Origin of the sequence: Escherichia sp. WS1450 (assembly GCF_046487395.1) — a bacterium.
In the GTDB taxonomy this organism is placed as follows: domain Bacteria; phylum Pseudomonadota; class Gammaproteobacteria; order Enterobacterales; family Enterobacteriaceae; genus Escherichia; species Escherichia coli.
The window spans coordinates 1-14,305 of the sequence record NZ_JBJQJO010000024.1 but is presented as its reverse complement, the minus strand read 5'-3'; the positions used below and the strand labels follow the sequence as shown (position 1 = coordinate 14,305).

The 14,305-nt window shown below is 51.0% G+C and carries 14 protein-coding genes; 13 read left to right on the top strand and 1 reads right to left on the bottom strand.

From position 1 onward, the window contains the following. Positions 1-89: 89 nt before the first annotated feature. The 6 genes from pabC to ptsG all read left to right on the top strand — a co-directional run bounded on the left by pabC (position 90) and on the right by ptsG (position 6,091). A complete protein-coding gene (pabC, locus tag ACJHYR_RS21780; protein WP_000478678.1) occupies positions 90-899 on the top strand; it encodes an aminodeoxychorismate lyase in 810 nt (269 codons plus the stop codon). 2 nt (positions 900-901) lie between these two features. Further along, complete coding sequence (gene yceG / locus ACJHYR_RS21775; protein ID WP_000756838.1) at positions 902-1,924, top strand: cell division protein YceG; 1,023 nt, start codon at positions 902-904, stop codon at positions 1,922-1,924. Next, the gene (gene tmk, locus ACJHYR_RS21770; RefSeq protein ID WP_001257002.1) at positions 1,914-2,555 is read left to right on the top strand and encodes a dTMP kinase; all 642 of its coding nucleotides are present in this window, start codon (positions 1,914-1,916) and stop codon (positions 2,553-2,555) included. The genes yceG and tmk overlap by 11 nt, the downstream gene beginning before the upstream one ends. Beyond that, positions 2,552-3,556 carry a DNA polymerase III subunit delta' gene (gene holB / locus ACJHYR_RS21765; RefSeq protein ID WP_001267925.1) on the top strand — a complete coding sequence of 335 codons (1,005 nt, stop codon included), beginning with the start codon at positions 2,552-2,554 and terminating at the stop codon, positions 3,554-3,556. The genes tmk and holB overlap by 4 nt, the downstream gene beginning before the upstream one ends. A 10-nt stretch (positions 3,557-3,566) precedes the next feature. Continuing rightward, positions 3,567-4,364 (top strand): metal-dependent hydrolase, encoded by a 798-nt coding sequence (locus ACJHYR_RS21760; RefSeq protein ID WP_000480254.1) that lies wholly within the window; start codon positions 3,567-3,569, stop codon positions 4,362-4,364. Between the two features lie 293 nt (positions 4,365-4,657). Next, positions 4,658-6,091 carry a PTS glucose transporter subunit IIBC gene (gene ptsG, locus ACJHYR_RS21755; protein ID WP_000475719.1) on the top strand — a complete coding sequence of 478 codons (1,434 nt, stop codon included), beginning with the start codon at positions 4,658-4,660 and terminating at the stop codon, positions 6,089-6,091. Between the two features lie 59 nt (positions 6,092-6,150). Here the strand turns inward: ptsG and fhuE are convergent, their stop codons facing one another. Further along, positions 6,151-8,340 (bottom strand): ferric-rhodotorulic acid/ferric-coprogen receptor FhuE, encoded by a 2,190-nt coding sequence (gene fhuE, locus ACJHYR_RS21750; RefSeq protein WP_000953475.1) that lies wholly within the window; start codon positions 8,338-8,340, stop codon positions 6,151-6,153. Between the two features lie 333 nt (positions 8,341-8,673). On the opposite strand from fhuE, the gene hinT reads away from it, so the two are divergent. The 7 genes from hinT to ndh all read left to right on the top strand — a co-directional run bounded on the left by hinT (position 8,674) and on the right by ndh (position 14,109). Then, positions 8,674-9,033, top strand: coding sequence for a purine nucleoside phosphoramidase (gene hinT, locus ACJHYR_RS21745; RefSeq protein WP_000807125.1), 360 nt, complete (start codon positions 8,674-8,676; stop codon positions 9,031-9,033). Positions 9,034-9,035: 2 nt separating this feature from the next. Further along, positions 9,036-9,413 carry a YcfL family protein gene (locus tag ACJHYR_RS21740; RefSeq protein WP_001225281.1) on the top strand — a complete coding sequence of 126 codons (378 nt, stop codon included), beginning with the start codon at positions 9,036-9,038 and terminating at the stop codon, positions 9,411-9,413. A gap of 13 nt (positions 9,414-9,426) precedes the next feature. Next, entirely contained in the window at positions 9,427-10,068 is a 642-nt protein-coding gene (gene lpoB / locus ACJHYR_RS21735) for a penicillin-binding protein activator LpoB (protein WP_000164439.1), read from the top strand. Further along, positions 10,049-10,873, top strand: coding sequence for a thiamine kinase (gene thiK / locus ACJHYR_RS21730; RefSeq protein WP_001116589.1), 825 nt, complete (start codon positions 10,049-10,051; stop codon positions 10,871-10,873). Before lpoB ends, thiK begins: the two co-directional genes overlap by 20 nt. 10 nt (positions 10,874-10,883) lie before the next feature. Further along, positions 10,884-11,909, top strand: a complete 1,026-nt coding sequence (gene nagZ, locus ACJHYR_RS21725) for a beta-N-acetylhexosaminidase (protein WP_000529284.1) — start codon at positions 10,884-10,886, stop codon at positions 11,907-11,909. A 22-nt stretch (positions 11,910-11,931) separates the two neighbouring features. Further along, a complete protein-coding gene (gene ycfP, locus ACJHYR_RS21720; RefSeq protein ID WP_000587933.1) occupies positions 11,932-12,474 on the top strand; it encodes an alpha/beta hydrolase YcfP in 543 nt (180 codons plus the stop codon). Positions 12,475-12,804: 330 nt separating this feature from the next. Further along, entirely contained in the window at positions 12,805-14,109 is a 1,305-nt protein-coding gene (gene ndh, locus ACJHYR_RS21715) for an NADH-quinone dehydrogenase (RefSeq protein WP_001295966.1), read from the top strand. Positions 14,110-14,305: the final 196 nt, after the last annotated feature.

Sequence of the window (14,305 nt, the reverse complement as noted above, 5' to 3'; positions counted from 1 at the left end):
GCTTGCGGGCCTTTTTTCTTAGCTTTTATTCCGACTTGTTCCGTAGTGAACATGCTGCCACACTAACAATTCTCTGATAAGGAGCCGGTATGTTCTTAATTAACGGTCATAAGCAGGAATCGCTGGCAGTAAGCGATCGGGCAACGCAGTTTGGTGATGGTTGTTTTACCACCGCCAGAGTTATCGACGGTAAAGTCAGTTTGTTATCGGCGCATATCCAGCGACTACAGGATGCTTGTCAGCGGTTGATGATTTCCTGTGACTTCTGGCCTCAGCTTGAACTAGAGATGAAAACGCTGGCAGCAGAACAGCAAAATGGTGTGCTGAAAGTGGTGATCAGTCGCGGTAGTGGCGGGCGAGGATACAGCACATTGAACAGCGGACCGGCAACGCGGATTCTCTCCGTTACGGTTTATCCCGCACATTACGACCGTTTGCGTAACGAGGGGATGACGTTGGCGCTAAGCCCGGTGCGGCTGGGGCGCAATCCTCATCTTGCAGGTATTAAACATCTTAATCGGCTTGAGCAAGTATTGATCCGCTCTCATCTTGAGCAGACAAACGCTGATGAGGCGCTGGTCCTTGACAGCGAAGGGTGGGTTACGGAATGCTGTGCGGCTAATTTGTTCTGGCGGAAGGGCAACGTAGTTTATACGCCGCGACTGGATCAGGCAGGTGTTAACGGCATTATGCGACAATTCTGTATCCGTTTACTGGCACAATCCTCTTATCAGCTTGTCGAAGTGCAAGCCTCGCTGGAGGAGGCGTTGCAGGCAGATGAAATGGTTATTTGTAATGCGTTAATGCCAGTGATACCCGTACGTGCCTGTGGCGATGTCTCCTTTTCGTCAGCAACGTTATATGAATATTTAGCCCCACTTTGTGAGCGCCCGAATTAGTCATGAAAAAAGTGTTATTGATTATCTTGTTATTGCTGGTGGTACTGGGTATCGCCGCTGGTGTGGGCGTCTGGAAGGTTCGCCATCTTGCCGACAGCAAATTGCTTATCAAAGAAGAGACGATATTTACCCTAAAGCCAGGGACCGGACGTCTGGCGCTCGGTGAACAGCTTTATGCCGATAAGATCATCAATCGCCCACGGGTTTTCCAATGGCTGCTGCGTATCGAACCGGATCTTTCTCACTTTAAAGCCGGGACTTACCGCTTTACACCGCAGATGACCGTACGTGAGATGCTGAAATTGCTGGAAAGCGGTAAAGAAGCACAGTTCCCTCTGCGACTGGTAGAAGGGATGCGTTTGAGCGATTACCTCAAGCAATTGCGTGAGGCCCCGTATATCAAGCATACGCTGAGCGACGATAAGTACGCCACCGTAGCGCAGGCACTTGAACTGGAAAACCCAGAGTGGATTGAAGGTTGGTTCTGGCCAGACACCTGGATGTATACCGCCAATACCACCGATGTCGCGTTACTCAAGCGAGCGCACAAGAAAATGGTGAAAGCGGTCGATAGCGCCTGGGAAGGGCGTGCGGACGGTCTGCCCTATAAAGATAAAAACCAGCTGGTGACGATGGCATCAATTATCGAAAAAGAAACCGCCGTTGCCAGTGAACGCGATCAGGTTGCCTCGGTATTTATCAACCGGTTACGCATTGGTATGCGCCTGCAGACCGACCCGACCGTGATTTACGGGATGGGAGAGCGTTATAATGGCAAACTTTCTCGTGCAGACCTGGAAACGCCGACAGCGTATAACACCTATACCATTACCGGTTTGCCGCCAGGTGCAATAGCTACGCCGGGGGCGGATTCGCTGAAGGCTGCTGCGCATCCGGCAAAAACGCCGTATCTCTATTTTGTGGCCGATGGTAAAGGTGGTCACACGTTTAATACCAATCTTGCCAGTCATAACAAGTCTGTGCAGGATTATCTGAAAGTGCTTAAGGAAAAAAATGCGCAGTAAGTATATCGTCATTGAGGGGCTGGAAGGCGCAGGCAAAACTACCGCGCGTAACGTGGTGGTTGAGACGCTCGAGCAACTGGGTATCCGCGACATGGTTTTCACTCGGGAACCTGGCGGTACGCAACTTGCCGAAAAGTTAAGAAGCCTGGTGCTGGATATCAAATCGGTAGGCGATGAAGTCATTACCGATAAAGCCGAAGTTCTGATGTTTTATGCCGCGCGTGTTCAACTGGTAGAAACGGTCATCAAACCTGCGCTGGCTAACGGCACCTGGGTGATTGGCGATCGCCACGATCTCTCCACTCAAGCCTATCAGGGTGGAGGACGTGGTATTGACCAACATATGCTGGCAACACTGCGTGATGCTGTTCTCGGGGATTTTCGCCCCGACTTAACGCTCTATCTCGATGTTACCCCGGAGGTTGGCTTAAAACGCGCGCGTGCGCGCGGCGAGCTGGATCGTATTGAGCAAGAATCTTTCGATTTCTTTAATCGCACCCGCGCCCGCTATCTGGAACTGGCAGCACAAGATAAAAGCATTCATACCATTGATGCCACCCAGCCGCTGGAGGCCGTGATGGATGCAATCCGCACTACCGTGACCAACTGGGTGAAGGAGTTGGACGCATGAGATGGTATCCATGGTTACGACCTGATTTCGAAAAACTGGTAGCCAGCTATCAGGCCGGAAGAGGTCACCATGCGCTACTCATTCAGGCGTTACCGGGCATGGGCGATGATGCTTTAATCTACGCCCTGAGCCGTTATTTACTCTGCCAACAACCGCAGGGCCACAAAAGTTGCGGTCACTGTCGTGGATGTCAGTTGATGCAGGCTGGCACGCATCCCGATTATTACACCCTGGCTCCCGAAAAAGGGAAAAATGCGCTGGGCATTGATGCGGTACGTGAAGTCACCGAAAAGTTAAATGAGCACGCACGCTTAGGTGGTGCGAAAGTTGTCTGGGTAACCGATGCTGCCTTACTGACTGACGCCGCGGCTAACGCATTGCTGAAAACGCTTGAAGAGCCACCAGCAGAAACGTGGTTTTTCCTTGCTACCCGCGAGCCAGAACGTTTACTGGCAACATTGCGTAGTCGTTGTCGGTTGCATTACCTTGCGCCGCCGCCGGAACAGTACGCCGTGACCTGGCTTTCACGCGAAGTGACTATGTCACAGGATGCACTACTTGCCGCATTGCGCTTAAGCGCCGGTTCGCCTGGGGCGGCACTGGCGTTGTTTCAGGGAGATAACTGGCAGGCTCGTGAAACATTGTGTCAGGCGCTGGCATATAGCGTGCAATCGGGCGACTGGTATTCGCTGCTAGCGGCCCTTAATCATGAACAAGCTCCGGCGCGTTTACACTGGCTGGCAACGTTGCTGATGGATGCGCTAAAACGCCATTATGGCGCTGCGCAGGTGACCAATGTTGATGTGCCGGGGCTGGTCGTCGAACTGGCAAACCATCTTTCTCCCTCGCGCCTGCAGGCTATACTGGGGGATGTTTGCCACATTCGTGAACAGTTAATGTCTGTCACAAGCATCAACCGCGAGCTTCTCATCACCGATCTTTTACTGCGTATTGAGCATTACCTGCAACCGGGCGTTGTGCTACCGGTTCCTCATCTTTAAGAGAGACATCATGTTTTTAGTCGACTCACACTGCCATCTCGATGGTCTGGATTATGAATCTTTGCATAAGGACGTGGATGACGTTCTGGCGAAAGCCGCCGCACGCGATGTGAAATTTTGTCTGGCAGTCGCCACAACATTACCGGGTTATTTACATATGCGGGATCTGGTAGGCGAACGTGACAACGTCGTATTTTCTTGTGGCGTGCATCCACTCAACCAGAATGATCCCTACGATGTAGAAGATTTACGCCGTCTGGCGGCAGAAGTGGGCGTTGTTGCGCTGGGTGAAACCGGGTTGGATTATTATTACACGCCGGAAACTAAAGTACGTCAGCAAGAGTCCTTCATTCATCATATCCAGATTGGTCGTGAACTGAACAAGCCGGTTATCGTCCATACCCGTGACGCCCGCGCCGATACGCTGGCAATTCTGCGCGAAGAAAAAGTGACGGATTGCGGTGGCGTACTACACTGTTTTACAGAGGACAGAGAAACGGCGGGTAAATTACTGGATCTCGGATTTTACATCTCCTTTTCCGGCATTGTGACCTTCCGTAATGCGGAGCAACTGCGCGATGCCGCGCGTTATGTCCCCCTGGATCGGTTACTGGTGGAAACTGACTCACCTTACCTTGCGCCGGTGCCGCATCGAGGAAAAGAGAATCAACCTGCGATGGTTCGTGACGTTGCAGAATACATGGCTGTGTTGAAAGGTGTTGCCGTTGAAGAACTGGCGCAGGTAACCACCGATAACTTCGCCCGTCTGTTTCACATCGACGCTTCCCGCCTTCAATCCATCCGTTGAATGAGTTTTTTTAAAGCTCGTAATTAATGGCTAAAACGAGTAAAGTTCACCGCCTAAAATTGGGCGGTGAATAACCACGTTTGAAATATTGTGACATATGTTTTGTCAAAATGTGCAACTTCTCCAATGATCTGAAGTTGAAACGTGATAGCCGTCAAACAAATTGGCACTGAATTATTTTACTCTGTGTAATAAATAAAGGGCGCTTAGATGCCCTGTACACGGCGAGGCTCTCCCCCCTTGCCACGCGTGAGAACGTAAAAAAGCACCCATACTCAGGAGCACTCTCAATTATGTTTAAGAATGCATTTGCTAACCTGCAAAAGGTCGGTAAATCGCTGATGCTGCCGGTATCCGTACTGCCTATCGCAGGTATTCTGCTGGGCGTCGGTTCCGCGAATTTCAGCTGGCTGCCCGCCGTTGTATCGCATGTTATGGCAGAAGCAGGCGGTTCCGTCTTTGCAAACATGCCACTGATTTTTGCGATCGGTGTCGCCCTCGGCTTTACCAATAACGATGGCGTATCCGCGCTGGCCGCAGTTGTTGCCTATGGCATCATGGTTAAAACCATGGCCGTGGTTGCGCCACTGGTACTGCATTTACCTGCTGAAGAAATCGCCTCTAAACACCTGGCGGATACTGGCGTACTCGGAGGGATTATCTCCGGTGCGATTGCAGCGTATATGTTTAACCGTTTCTACCGTATTAAGCTGCCTGAGTATCTTGGCTTCTTTGCCGGTAAACGCTTTGTGCCGATCATTTCTGGCCTGGCTGCCATCTTTACTGGCGTTGTGCTGTCCTTCATTTGGCCGCCGATTGGTTCTGCAATCCAGACCTTCTCTCAGTGGGCTGCTTACCAGAACCCGGTAGTTGCGTTTGGCATTTACGGTTTCATCGAACGTTGCCTGGTACCGTTTGGTCTGCACCACATCTGGAACGTACCTTTCCAGATGCAAATTGGTGAATACACCAACGCAGCAGGTCAGGTTTTCCACGGCGACATTCCGCGTTATATGGCGGGTGACCCGACTGCGGGTAAACTGTCTGGTGGCTTCCTGTTCAAAATGTACGGTCTGCCAGCTGCCGCAATTGCTATCTGGCACTCTGCTAAACCAGAAAACCGCGCGAAAGTGGGCGGTATTATGATCTCCGCGGCGCTGACCTCGTTCCTGACCGGTATCACCGAGCCGATCGAGTTCTCCTTCATGTTCGTTGCGCCGATCCTGTACATCATCCACGCGATTCTGGCAGGCCTGGCATTCCCAATCTGTATTCTTCTGGGGATGCGTGACGGTACGTCGTTCTCGCACGGTCTGATCGACTTCATTGTTCTGTCTGGTAACAGCAGCAAACTGTGGCTGTTCCCGATCGTCGGTATCGGTTATGCAATTGTTTACTACACCATCTTCCGCGTGCTGATTAAAGCACTGGATCTGAAAACGCCGGGTCGTGAAGATGCGACTGAAGATGCAAAAGCGACAGGTACCAGCGAAATGGCACCGGCTCTGGTTGCTGCATTTGGTGGTAAAGAAAACATTACTAACCTCGACGCATGTATTACCCGTCTGCGCGTCAGCGTTGCTGATGTGTCTAAAGTGGATCAGGCTGGCCTGAAGAAACTGGGCGCAGCGGGCGTAGTGGTTGCTGGTTCTGGTGTTCAGGCGATTTTCGGTACTAAATCCGATAACCTGAAAACCGAGATGGATGAGTACATCCGTAACCACTAATCCGTAAGACGTTGGGGAGACTAAGGCAGCCGGATGGCTGCCTTTTTTACAGGTGTTATTCAGAATTGATACGTGCCGGTAATGCTGAAATTACGCGGTGCGCCGTAGACGATAGAACCTTCCACGTTGGTATCATAGGTTTTGTCGAACAGGTTATTGACGTTCCCCTGTAACGAGAAGTTTTTCGTCACCTGGTAGCGGGTGAAGAGATCCACCAGCGCGTAGCTACCTTGCTCGGCGCGGAAGGTGCCATACGGTGTCACGGTGTCGGTATACACGCGATTTTGCCAGTTAACACCACCGCCGACCGTCAACTCTGGCATGACAGGCAACCGATAGCGGGTGAACATTTTAACCGTGGTGCGTGGCAGATTAGGATTAACGGCGTTTCCTTCGTTATCTTCTGCAATATAGCGCGTTGCGCCAAACGTCAGCTGCCAGTTGTCGGTAATTGCGCCGTTGAGTTCAAATTCCACACCTTTACTGACTGTCCCATCCACCGCTTTATAGGCGGTTTCGCCGTTGCTGCCGGGGATAGGTGTACCGGTGGACTGAGCGACATTATCCTGCTCAATACGGAAGATGGCTAACGTGGTGGTCAGACGGCTATTCATCCAGTCCGATTTCAGACCCAGCTCGTAGTTGTTACCGATGATTGGAGCCAGATATTTGCCTGAACTGTCACGATCATTTTGCGGCTGGAAAATAGAGGTATAGCTGGCGTAGGTCGACCAGTTGTCATTGATGTCAAATACCAAACCAGCATAAGGCGTGGTGTGGTTTTTCTCCATGCTGTAAGTCAGCGTATCAACCCGCCAGTTGGTATAACGTGCGCCGAGGATCAGATGCAGCGGATCGGCAAGGGTGACTCGAGTGGCAGCATATAACGATTTCATATGTGTGGTATCGTCCTGCGCCAGACTCTGTGGTGACCAGTCGGTTTGTGGGAAATTGCCATTAAAGTTGTAGAAACTGCCCATTTCATCCGGGAAGATGTTGGCCCATGAACTGAAGTAACGATTGTTTTGTTTGCTGTAACTGCCACCAAACATTAGATTGTGCTGACGACCAAACAATTCATAACTACCGTCAGCGAACAAATCCAGCGCATCAACTTTACGTTTGCCGCTGTTCCAACCGGTGCCGCCGACATAATCAAAGCCAGGTCCATAATTACTGTATGGCCCAACCAGCATACCATCCGCTTTGTTTACATAGGCATCGACATACATCATTTTGCTGTCAAATTCGACTTCGGAGTGGGTGGCATTCAGTGTCGCTTGCCAGGTATCAGCAAACCGCTGCTTGAGGGTCATAAAGACCTTGTTGATCTCTTTATCGTTATACGCCCAGTCAGGTGCGGTACTGCGTGCGCGATCGTAACTGTTGCTGCTGCCATCAGTATTCCAGCGCGGTAAACCGCCCCAGGTTGGGCTATTAACATCAATGCGCTGATATTCGTAACCGGCTGAAAGCGTCGTAAGATCGCCTAAATCAGCATCGACAATGCCGGAGAAGAAGGTCTTTTCACTGTTGTAGCGGTCCAGCCATGAGTCGTTATTCTGGTAGCCACCGACAATTCGCGCGCGGATTTTACCATCTTCGGTGAGTGGGCTTTGTAAATCCGCCACATACCGTTCTTTGTTCCAGCTACCGTATTCCGCCGAGACATCGCCTTTAAATTCACGACTGGTCGCGTGTTTTCGAACCATATTAATTGCCGCAGATGGATTACCCGTCCCGGTCATGAGTCCTGTCGCGCCACGCACTACTTCTACGCGTTCAAACAGTGCCATATCAGAAAGTGCGTCGCCCAGATTCCAGCGCGATTCAAAATAGGTGGGGATACCATCAACCATATAGTTATCGATCTGGAATCCGCGGGAATAATAAAGAGCACGATCGGAATCCGCCTGACTTTTGCTGATCCCCAGCGTGTTTTCCATCACTTCGCCCAGCGTTTGCAACTGCTGATCTTCCATCCGCTGCTGGCTAACAATAGTGACCGACTGAGGAATATCACGTTGAGTCATCTGCATTTTGGTACCTGCAGAGGTAGACGTTACGCTGTAATCATTTTCGCCATCATCTGGAGCTGTGGCTGAACCCTCAACAATCACCGTTTCTTCAGTGGCTGGTGCAGCAAAAGCGGCAGAAGGTAATAGTGCCAGTACAATGCAACCGGCAAGGAGTGACGGTTTGGTGATGGCTTGATATTGATTATCCCTGTTAAATTGTGTTGAAAGCATTTGAAATCTCTAGGTTTATGTTGTCGTCAGGCTCATGCCGGAGGAGGGTGATGAGCGGTTATATTTAGTGTGCGAATAATTTTGCATGTAAATGCAAATGAGAAATATACGCATTCATATTTGACGTGTAAACCAAACAGAGAATGTCTTTTCAGCGCATTCGCAGGCAGAAATGGGAATAATGGCGATATATACGGCAGCAAAACGATTTTTTGCTTAAGAAATCGTGAGTTAAGGTTGAAAGAGCAGGTTTAACTCGACCATACTCTATACTCGCAGTGTGGCGCGGCGTAGCATGGCGCAACGCATGGCTATTTGAAAAAGGAAAATGTCGTGGCAGAAGAAACTATATTCAGCAAAATTATTCGTCGTGAGATCCCCTCCGATATCGTCTACCAGGATGATCTGGTAACGGCGTTTCGCGATATTTCGCCGCAAGCGCCAACGCATATTCTGATCATTCCGAATATCCTCATTCCGACTGTGAACGACGTGTCTGCTGAGCATGAGCAGGCGCTGGGACGCATGATCACCGTAGCGGCAAAAATTGCTGAGCAAGAAGGTATTGCCGAAGATGGCTATCGTCTGATCATGAACACCAACCGCCACGGCGGACAAGAGGTTTACCACATCCATATGCACTTGTTGGGTGGCCGTCCGCTGGGACCAATGCTGGCGCATAAAGGTCTGTAACGATGAGAAAAGGATGCTTTGGGCTGGTGTCTCTGGCGTTGTTACTGCTGGTGGGCTGTCGTTCACATCCGGAAATTCCGGTGAATGATGAGCAATCGCTGGTGATGGAGTCATCTTTATTGGCTGCGGGCATCAGTGCAGAAAAGCCCGTCCTTTCGACGTCTGATATTCAACCTTCAGCATCCTCAACGCTTTATAACGAAAGGCAAGAACCCGTTACCGTTCATTATCGTTTTTACTGGTATGACGCCAGAGGGCTGGAGATGCATCCTCTGGAAAGGCCACGCAGCGTTACCATTCCCGCACATTCGGCGGTAACGCTGTACGGCAGCGCCAATTTTCTGGGGGCGCACAAAGTCAGACTTTATCTATATTTGTAAGGGGTGAATCTTGATGACCAAAATGAGTCGCTACGCCTTGATTACCGCGCTGGCGATGTTTCTCGCCGGGTGTGTGGGGCAACGTGAACCTGCGCCGGTAGAAGAAGTGAAACCAGCGCCGGAACAACCAGCCGAGCCGCAACAGCCTGTCCCCACAGTGCCATCGGTGCCGACGATACCGCAGCAGCCAGGCCCAATTGAGCACGAAGATCAAACTGCACCGCCTGCGCCGCATATTCGCCATTATGACTGGAATGGCGCAATGCAGCCGATGGTCAGTAAGATGCTTGGGGCTGACGGCGTGACTGCGGGTAGCGTCCTGCTGGTTGATAGCGTTAACAACCGTACTAACGGTTCGCTGAATGCCGCAGAAGCGACCGAAACGCTGCGAAATGCGCTGGCTAATAACGGTAAATTTACCCTGGTTTCCGCCCAGCAGCTGTCGATGGCAAAGCAACAGTTAGGTTTGTCGCCGCAGGACAGTTTAGGCACCCGTAGTAAAGCCATAGGCATTGCCCGCAATGTCGGCGCTCATTACGTGCTGTACTCCAGCGCCTCTGGCAACGTTAACGCTCCGACCCTACAAATGCAGCTGATGCTGGTGCAGACGGGTGAAATTATCTGGTCAGGTAAAGGTGCCGTTTCGCAGCAATAATCCCATCACGCGCGACGAATTGCTGTCGCGCTTTTTCCCGCAATTTCATCCCGTCACGACGTTTAATAGTGGGCTTAGTGGCGGGAGTTTTCTCATTGAACATCAGGGCCAGCGTTTTGTTGTGCGTCAGCCGCACGATCCTGATGCGCCGCGGTTCGCGTTCTTGCGCCAGTATCGGGCTTTATCACAACTACCCGCATGCATTGCACCGAAGCCGCATTTATATCTCCGTGACTGGATGGTGGTCGACTACCAGCCCGGCGAGGTAAAAACGTATTTGCCGGATACCAACGAACTGGCAGGCTTGCTGTATTATCTACATCAACAACCGCGTTTTGGCTGGCGAATAACGCTGTTGCCGTTACTGGAACTGTACTGGCAGCAAAGCGATCCGGCTCGGCGGACAGTGGGTTGGCTGCGAATGTTAAAACGTCTGCGCAAAGAGCGGGAACCACGGCCTTTACGCTTAAGTCCATTGCATATGGATGTCCACGCCGGAAATTTAGTGCATAGCGCGTCAGGGTTAAAACTCATCGACTGGGAGTATGCCGGAGATGGTGATATCGCGCTGGAACTGGCGGCGGTGTGGGTGGAAAATACTGACCAGCACCGGCAATTGGTCAATGACTATGCCACTCGCGCGAAGATTTATCCGGCGCAATTATGGCGTCAGGTCAGGCGATGGTTTCCCTGGCTGCTGATGCTCAAAGCAGGGTGGTTTGAGTACCGCTGGCGACAAACCGGCGATCAACAATTTATCAGGCTGGCCGATGACACCTGGCGGCAGCTATTAATAAAACAATAAGGAGAGCAGTGTGGGTCCAGTAATGTTGGATGTCGAAGGTTACGAACTGGACGCGGAAGAGCGTGAAATACTGGCGCATCCGCTGGTGGGAGGGCTGATTCTCTTTACGCGTAACTATCATGATCCTGCCCAGTTACGTGAACTGGTGCGACAGATCCGCGCAGCTTCGCGCAATCATCTGGTGGTGGCGGTAGATCAGGAAGGTGGACGCGTGCAGCGTTTTCGTGAAGGTTTTACCCGCTTGCCAGCGGCACAATCATTCGCTGCGCTGTTGGGAATGGAAGAAGGCGGAAAACTGGCGCAAGAGGCAGGTTGGTTGATGGCCAGCGAAATGATTGCTATGGATATTGATATCAGCTTTGCGCCAGTGCTGGACGTCGGGCATATCAGCGCGGCGATTGGCGAGCGTTCTTATCATGCCGATCCCGAAAAAGCCCTGGCAATTGCCAGCCGGTTTATTGATGGTATGCATGAAGCCGGAATGAAAACTACCGGGAAACACTTCCCAGGACACGGTGCAGTAACGGCAGACTCACACAAAGAAACACCGTGTGACCCACGTCCGCAAGCGGAGATTCGCGCTAAAGATATGTCGGTCTTCAGTTCCTTAATCCGCGAGAATAAACTCGACGCCATTATGCCTGCGCATGTGATCTACAGTGATGTCGATCCGCGTCCGGCGAGCGGTTCTCCCTACTGGCTGAAAACCGTTTTGCGTCAGGAACTGGGTTTTGATGGCGTGATTTTCTCTGACGATTTATCGATGGAAGGTGCCGCAATTATGGGCAGTTATGCCGAACGCGGGCAGGCATCACTGGACGCGGGTTGCGATATGATCCTGGTCTGCAATAATCGTAAAGGGGCCGTCAGCGTGTTAGATAATCTGTCACCGATCAAGGCAGAACGTGTTACACGTTTGTATCATAAAGGTTCATTTTCGCGACAGGAACTGATGGACTCGGCTCGCTGGAAAGCGATCAGCGCCCGTCTGAATCAGTTACATGAACGCTGGCAGGAAGAGAAAGCAGGTCACTAACCCTGGCTTATGTGAGGAAGCGATGATTATCTATTTACACGGTTTTGACTCTAACAGTCCGGGTAACCACGAGAAAGTCTTACAATTGCAGTTTATTGACCCGGATGTACGCTTGATAAGCTACAGTACGCGGCATCCGAAACATGATATGCAGCATCTGCTTAAAGAAGTGGACAAAATGTTGCAGCTGAACGTCGACGAGCGTCCGCTGATTTGCGGCGTTGGTCTGGGCGGATACTGGGCGGAACGGATTGGTTTTCTTTGCGACATCCGCCAGGTGATCTTCAACCCTAATTTGTTCCCTTATGAGAACATGGAAGGCAAGATTGATCGCCCGGAAGAGTATGCCGATATTGCCACTAAGTGTGTGACCAACTTCCGTGAGAAGAATCGCGATCGTTGCCTGGTGATTTTGTCGCGTAATGATGAAGCGCTTAACAGCCAGCGGACATCTGAAGAGTTGCATCATTATTACGAGATTGTCTGGGACGAAGAGCAGACGCACAAATTCAAGAATATCTCCCCGCATTTACAGCGCATTAAAGCGTTCAAAACCCTCGGGTAAATGCCCTCGTCGCATCAGGTAACCTTGCCGGTACCTGATGCGCATTTTATCAGGCCTACCAAACGTCCTCCATACACCCCTCACGCTATATCACTCTCACAAACTCGCTCAAATAATAAACAATAAACTCTGTTTTTTGATCTCACCCGGTAAAGTCGCCTATCTTTTCAGCAACAAAACTTGATTAACATCAATTTTGGTATGACCAATGCACCATTCATGTTATTCTCAATAGCTAAGAACATTTTCATTGCTGTAACCTGTTGTTAATTAAGAGCTATGTTAATAACCATTAATTAACAATTGGTTAATAAATTTAAGGGGGTCACGTTGACTACGCCATTGAAAAAAATTGTGATTGTCGGCGGCGGTGCTGGTGGGCTGGAAATGGCAACACAGCTGGGGCATAAGCTGGGACGCAAGAAAAAAGCCAAAATCACGCTGGTCGATCGTAACCACAGCCACCTGTGGAAACCGCTGCTGCACGAAGTGGCGACTGGCTCGCTTGATGAAGGCGTCGATGCGTTGAGCTATCTGGCCCATGCGCGTAATCATGGTTTCCAGTTCCAGCTGGGTTCCGTCATTGATATTGATCGTGAAGCGAAAACAATCACTATTGCAGAACTGCGCGACGAAAAAGGTGAATTGCTGGTTCCAGAACGTAAAATCGCCTATGACACCCTGGTAATGGCGCTGGGTAGCACCTCCAACGATTTCAATACGCCAGGTGTCAAAGAGAACTGCATTTTCCTCGATAACCCGCACCAGGCGCGTCGCTTCCACCAGGAGATGCTGAATCTGTTCCTGAAATACTCCGCCAACCTGGGCGCGAATGGCAAAGTGAACATTGCGATTGTCGGCGGCGGCGCGACGGGTGTAGAACTCTCCGCTGAATTGCACAACGCGGTCAAGCAACTGCACAGTTACGGTTATAAAGGTCTGACCAACGAAGCCCTGAACGTAACGCTGGTAGAAGCGGGCGAACGTATTTTGCCTGCATTGCCGCCACGTATCTCTGCTGCGGCCCATAGTGAGTTAACGAAACTTGGCGTTCGCGTGCTGACGCAAACCATGGTCACCAGTGCTGATGAAGGCGGCCTGCACACTAAAGATGGCGAATATATTGAGGCTGATCTGATGGTGTGGGCAGCCGGGATCAAAGCGCCAGACTTCCTGAAAGATATCGGTGGTCTTGAAACCAACCGTATCAACCAGCTGGTGGTGGAACCGACGCTGCAAACCACCCGCGATCCAGACATATACGCTATTGGCGACTGCGCGTCATGCCCGCGTCCGGAAGGGGGCTTTGTTCCGCCGCGTGCGCAGGCCGCACACCAGATGGCAACCTGCGCAATGAACAACATTCTGGCGCAGATGAACGGTAAGCCGCTGAAAAATTATCAGTATAAAGATCACGGTTCGCTGGTATCGCTGTCGAACTTCTCCACCGTCGGTAGCCTGATGGGTAACCTGACGCGCGGCTCAATGATGATTGAAGGACGAATTGCGCGCTTTGTGTACATCTCGCTATACAGAATGCATCAGATTGCGCTGCATGGTTACTTTAAAACCGGATTAATGATGCTGGTGGGGAGTATTAACCGCGTTATCCGTCCACGTTTGAAGTTGCATTAATCGGCTTGCACTGGCGGATGCGGCGTAAACGCCTTATCCGCCCTGGACAAATGTTACGAGCGGTAGGCCTGATAAGACGCGTTAATGAACTGCACCCCAAATGTTGGACATAATCTGACATCTGAAGGTGCAGTTTATGAAACATTCATTTGAAGTAAAACTTGCCGCTGTAAATCATTACCTGGCTGGTCATGCA

Bases quoted from the DNA above. Each gene is read 5' to 3' on its own strand.
- holB (WP_001267925.1), top strand. From the start codon at position 2,552: ATGAGATGGTATCCATGGTTACGACCTGATTTCGAAAAACTGGTAGCC.
- ptsG (WP_000475719.1), top strand. From the start codon at position 4,658: ATGTTTAAGAATGCATTTGCTAACCTGCAAAAGGTCGGTAAATCGCTG.
- pabC (WP_000478678.1), top strand. From the start codon at position 90: ATGTTCTTAATTAACGGTCATAAGCAGGAATCGCTGGCAGTAAGCGAT.
- lpoB (WP_000164439.1), top strand. From the start codon at position 9,427: ATGACCAAAATGAGTCGCTACGCCTTGATTACCGCGCTGGCGATGTTT.
- ACJHYR_RS21740 (WP_001225281.1), top strand. From the start codon at position 9,036: ATGAGAAAAGGATGCTTTGGGCTGGTGTCTCTGGCGTTGTTACTGCTG.
- tmk (WP_001257002.1), top strand. From the start codon at position 1,914: ATGCGCAGTAAGTATATCGTCATTGAGGGGCTGGAAGGCGCAGGCAAA.
- yceG (WP_000756838.1), top strand. From the start codon at position 902: ATGAAAAAAGTGTTATTGATTATCTTGTTATTGCTGGTGGTACTGGGT.
- ycfP (WP_000587933.1), top strand. From the start codon at position 11,932: ATGATTATCTATTTACACGGTTTTGACTCTAACAGTCCGGGTAACCAC.
- fhuE (WP_000953475.1), bottom strand. From the start codon at position 8,340: ATGCTTTCAACACAATTTAACAGGGATAATCAATATCAAGCCATCACC.
- ACJHYR_RS21760 (WP_000480254.1), top strand. From the start codon at position 3,567: ATGTTTTTAGTCGACTCACACTGCCATCTCGATGGTCTGGATTATGAA.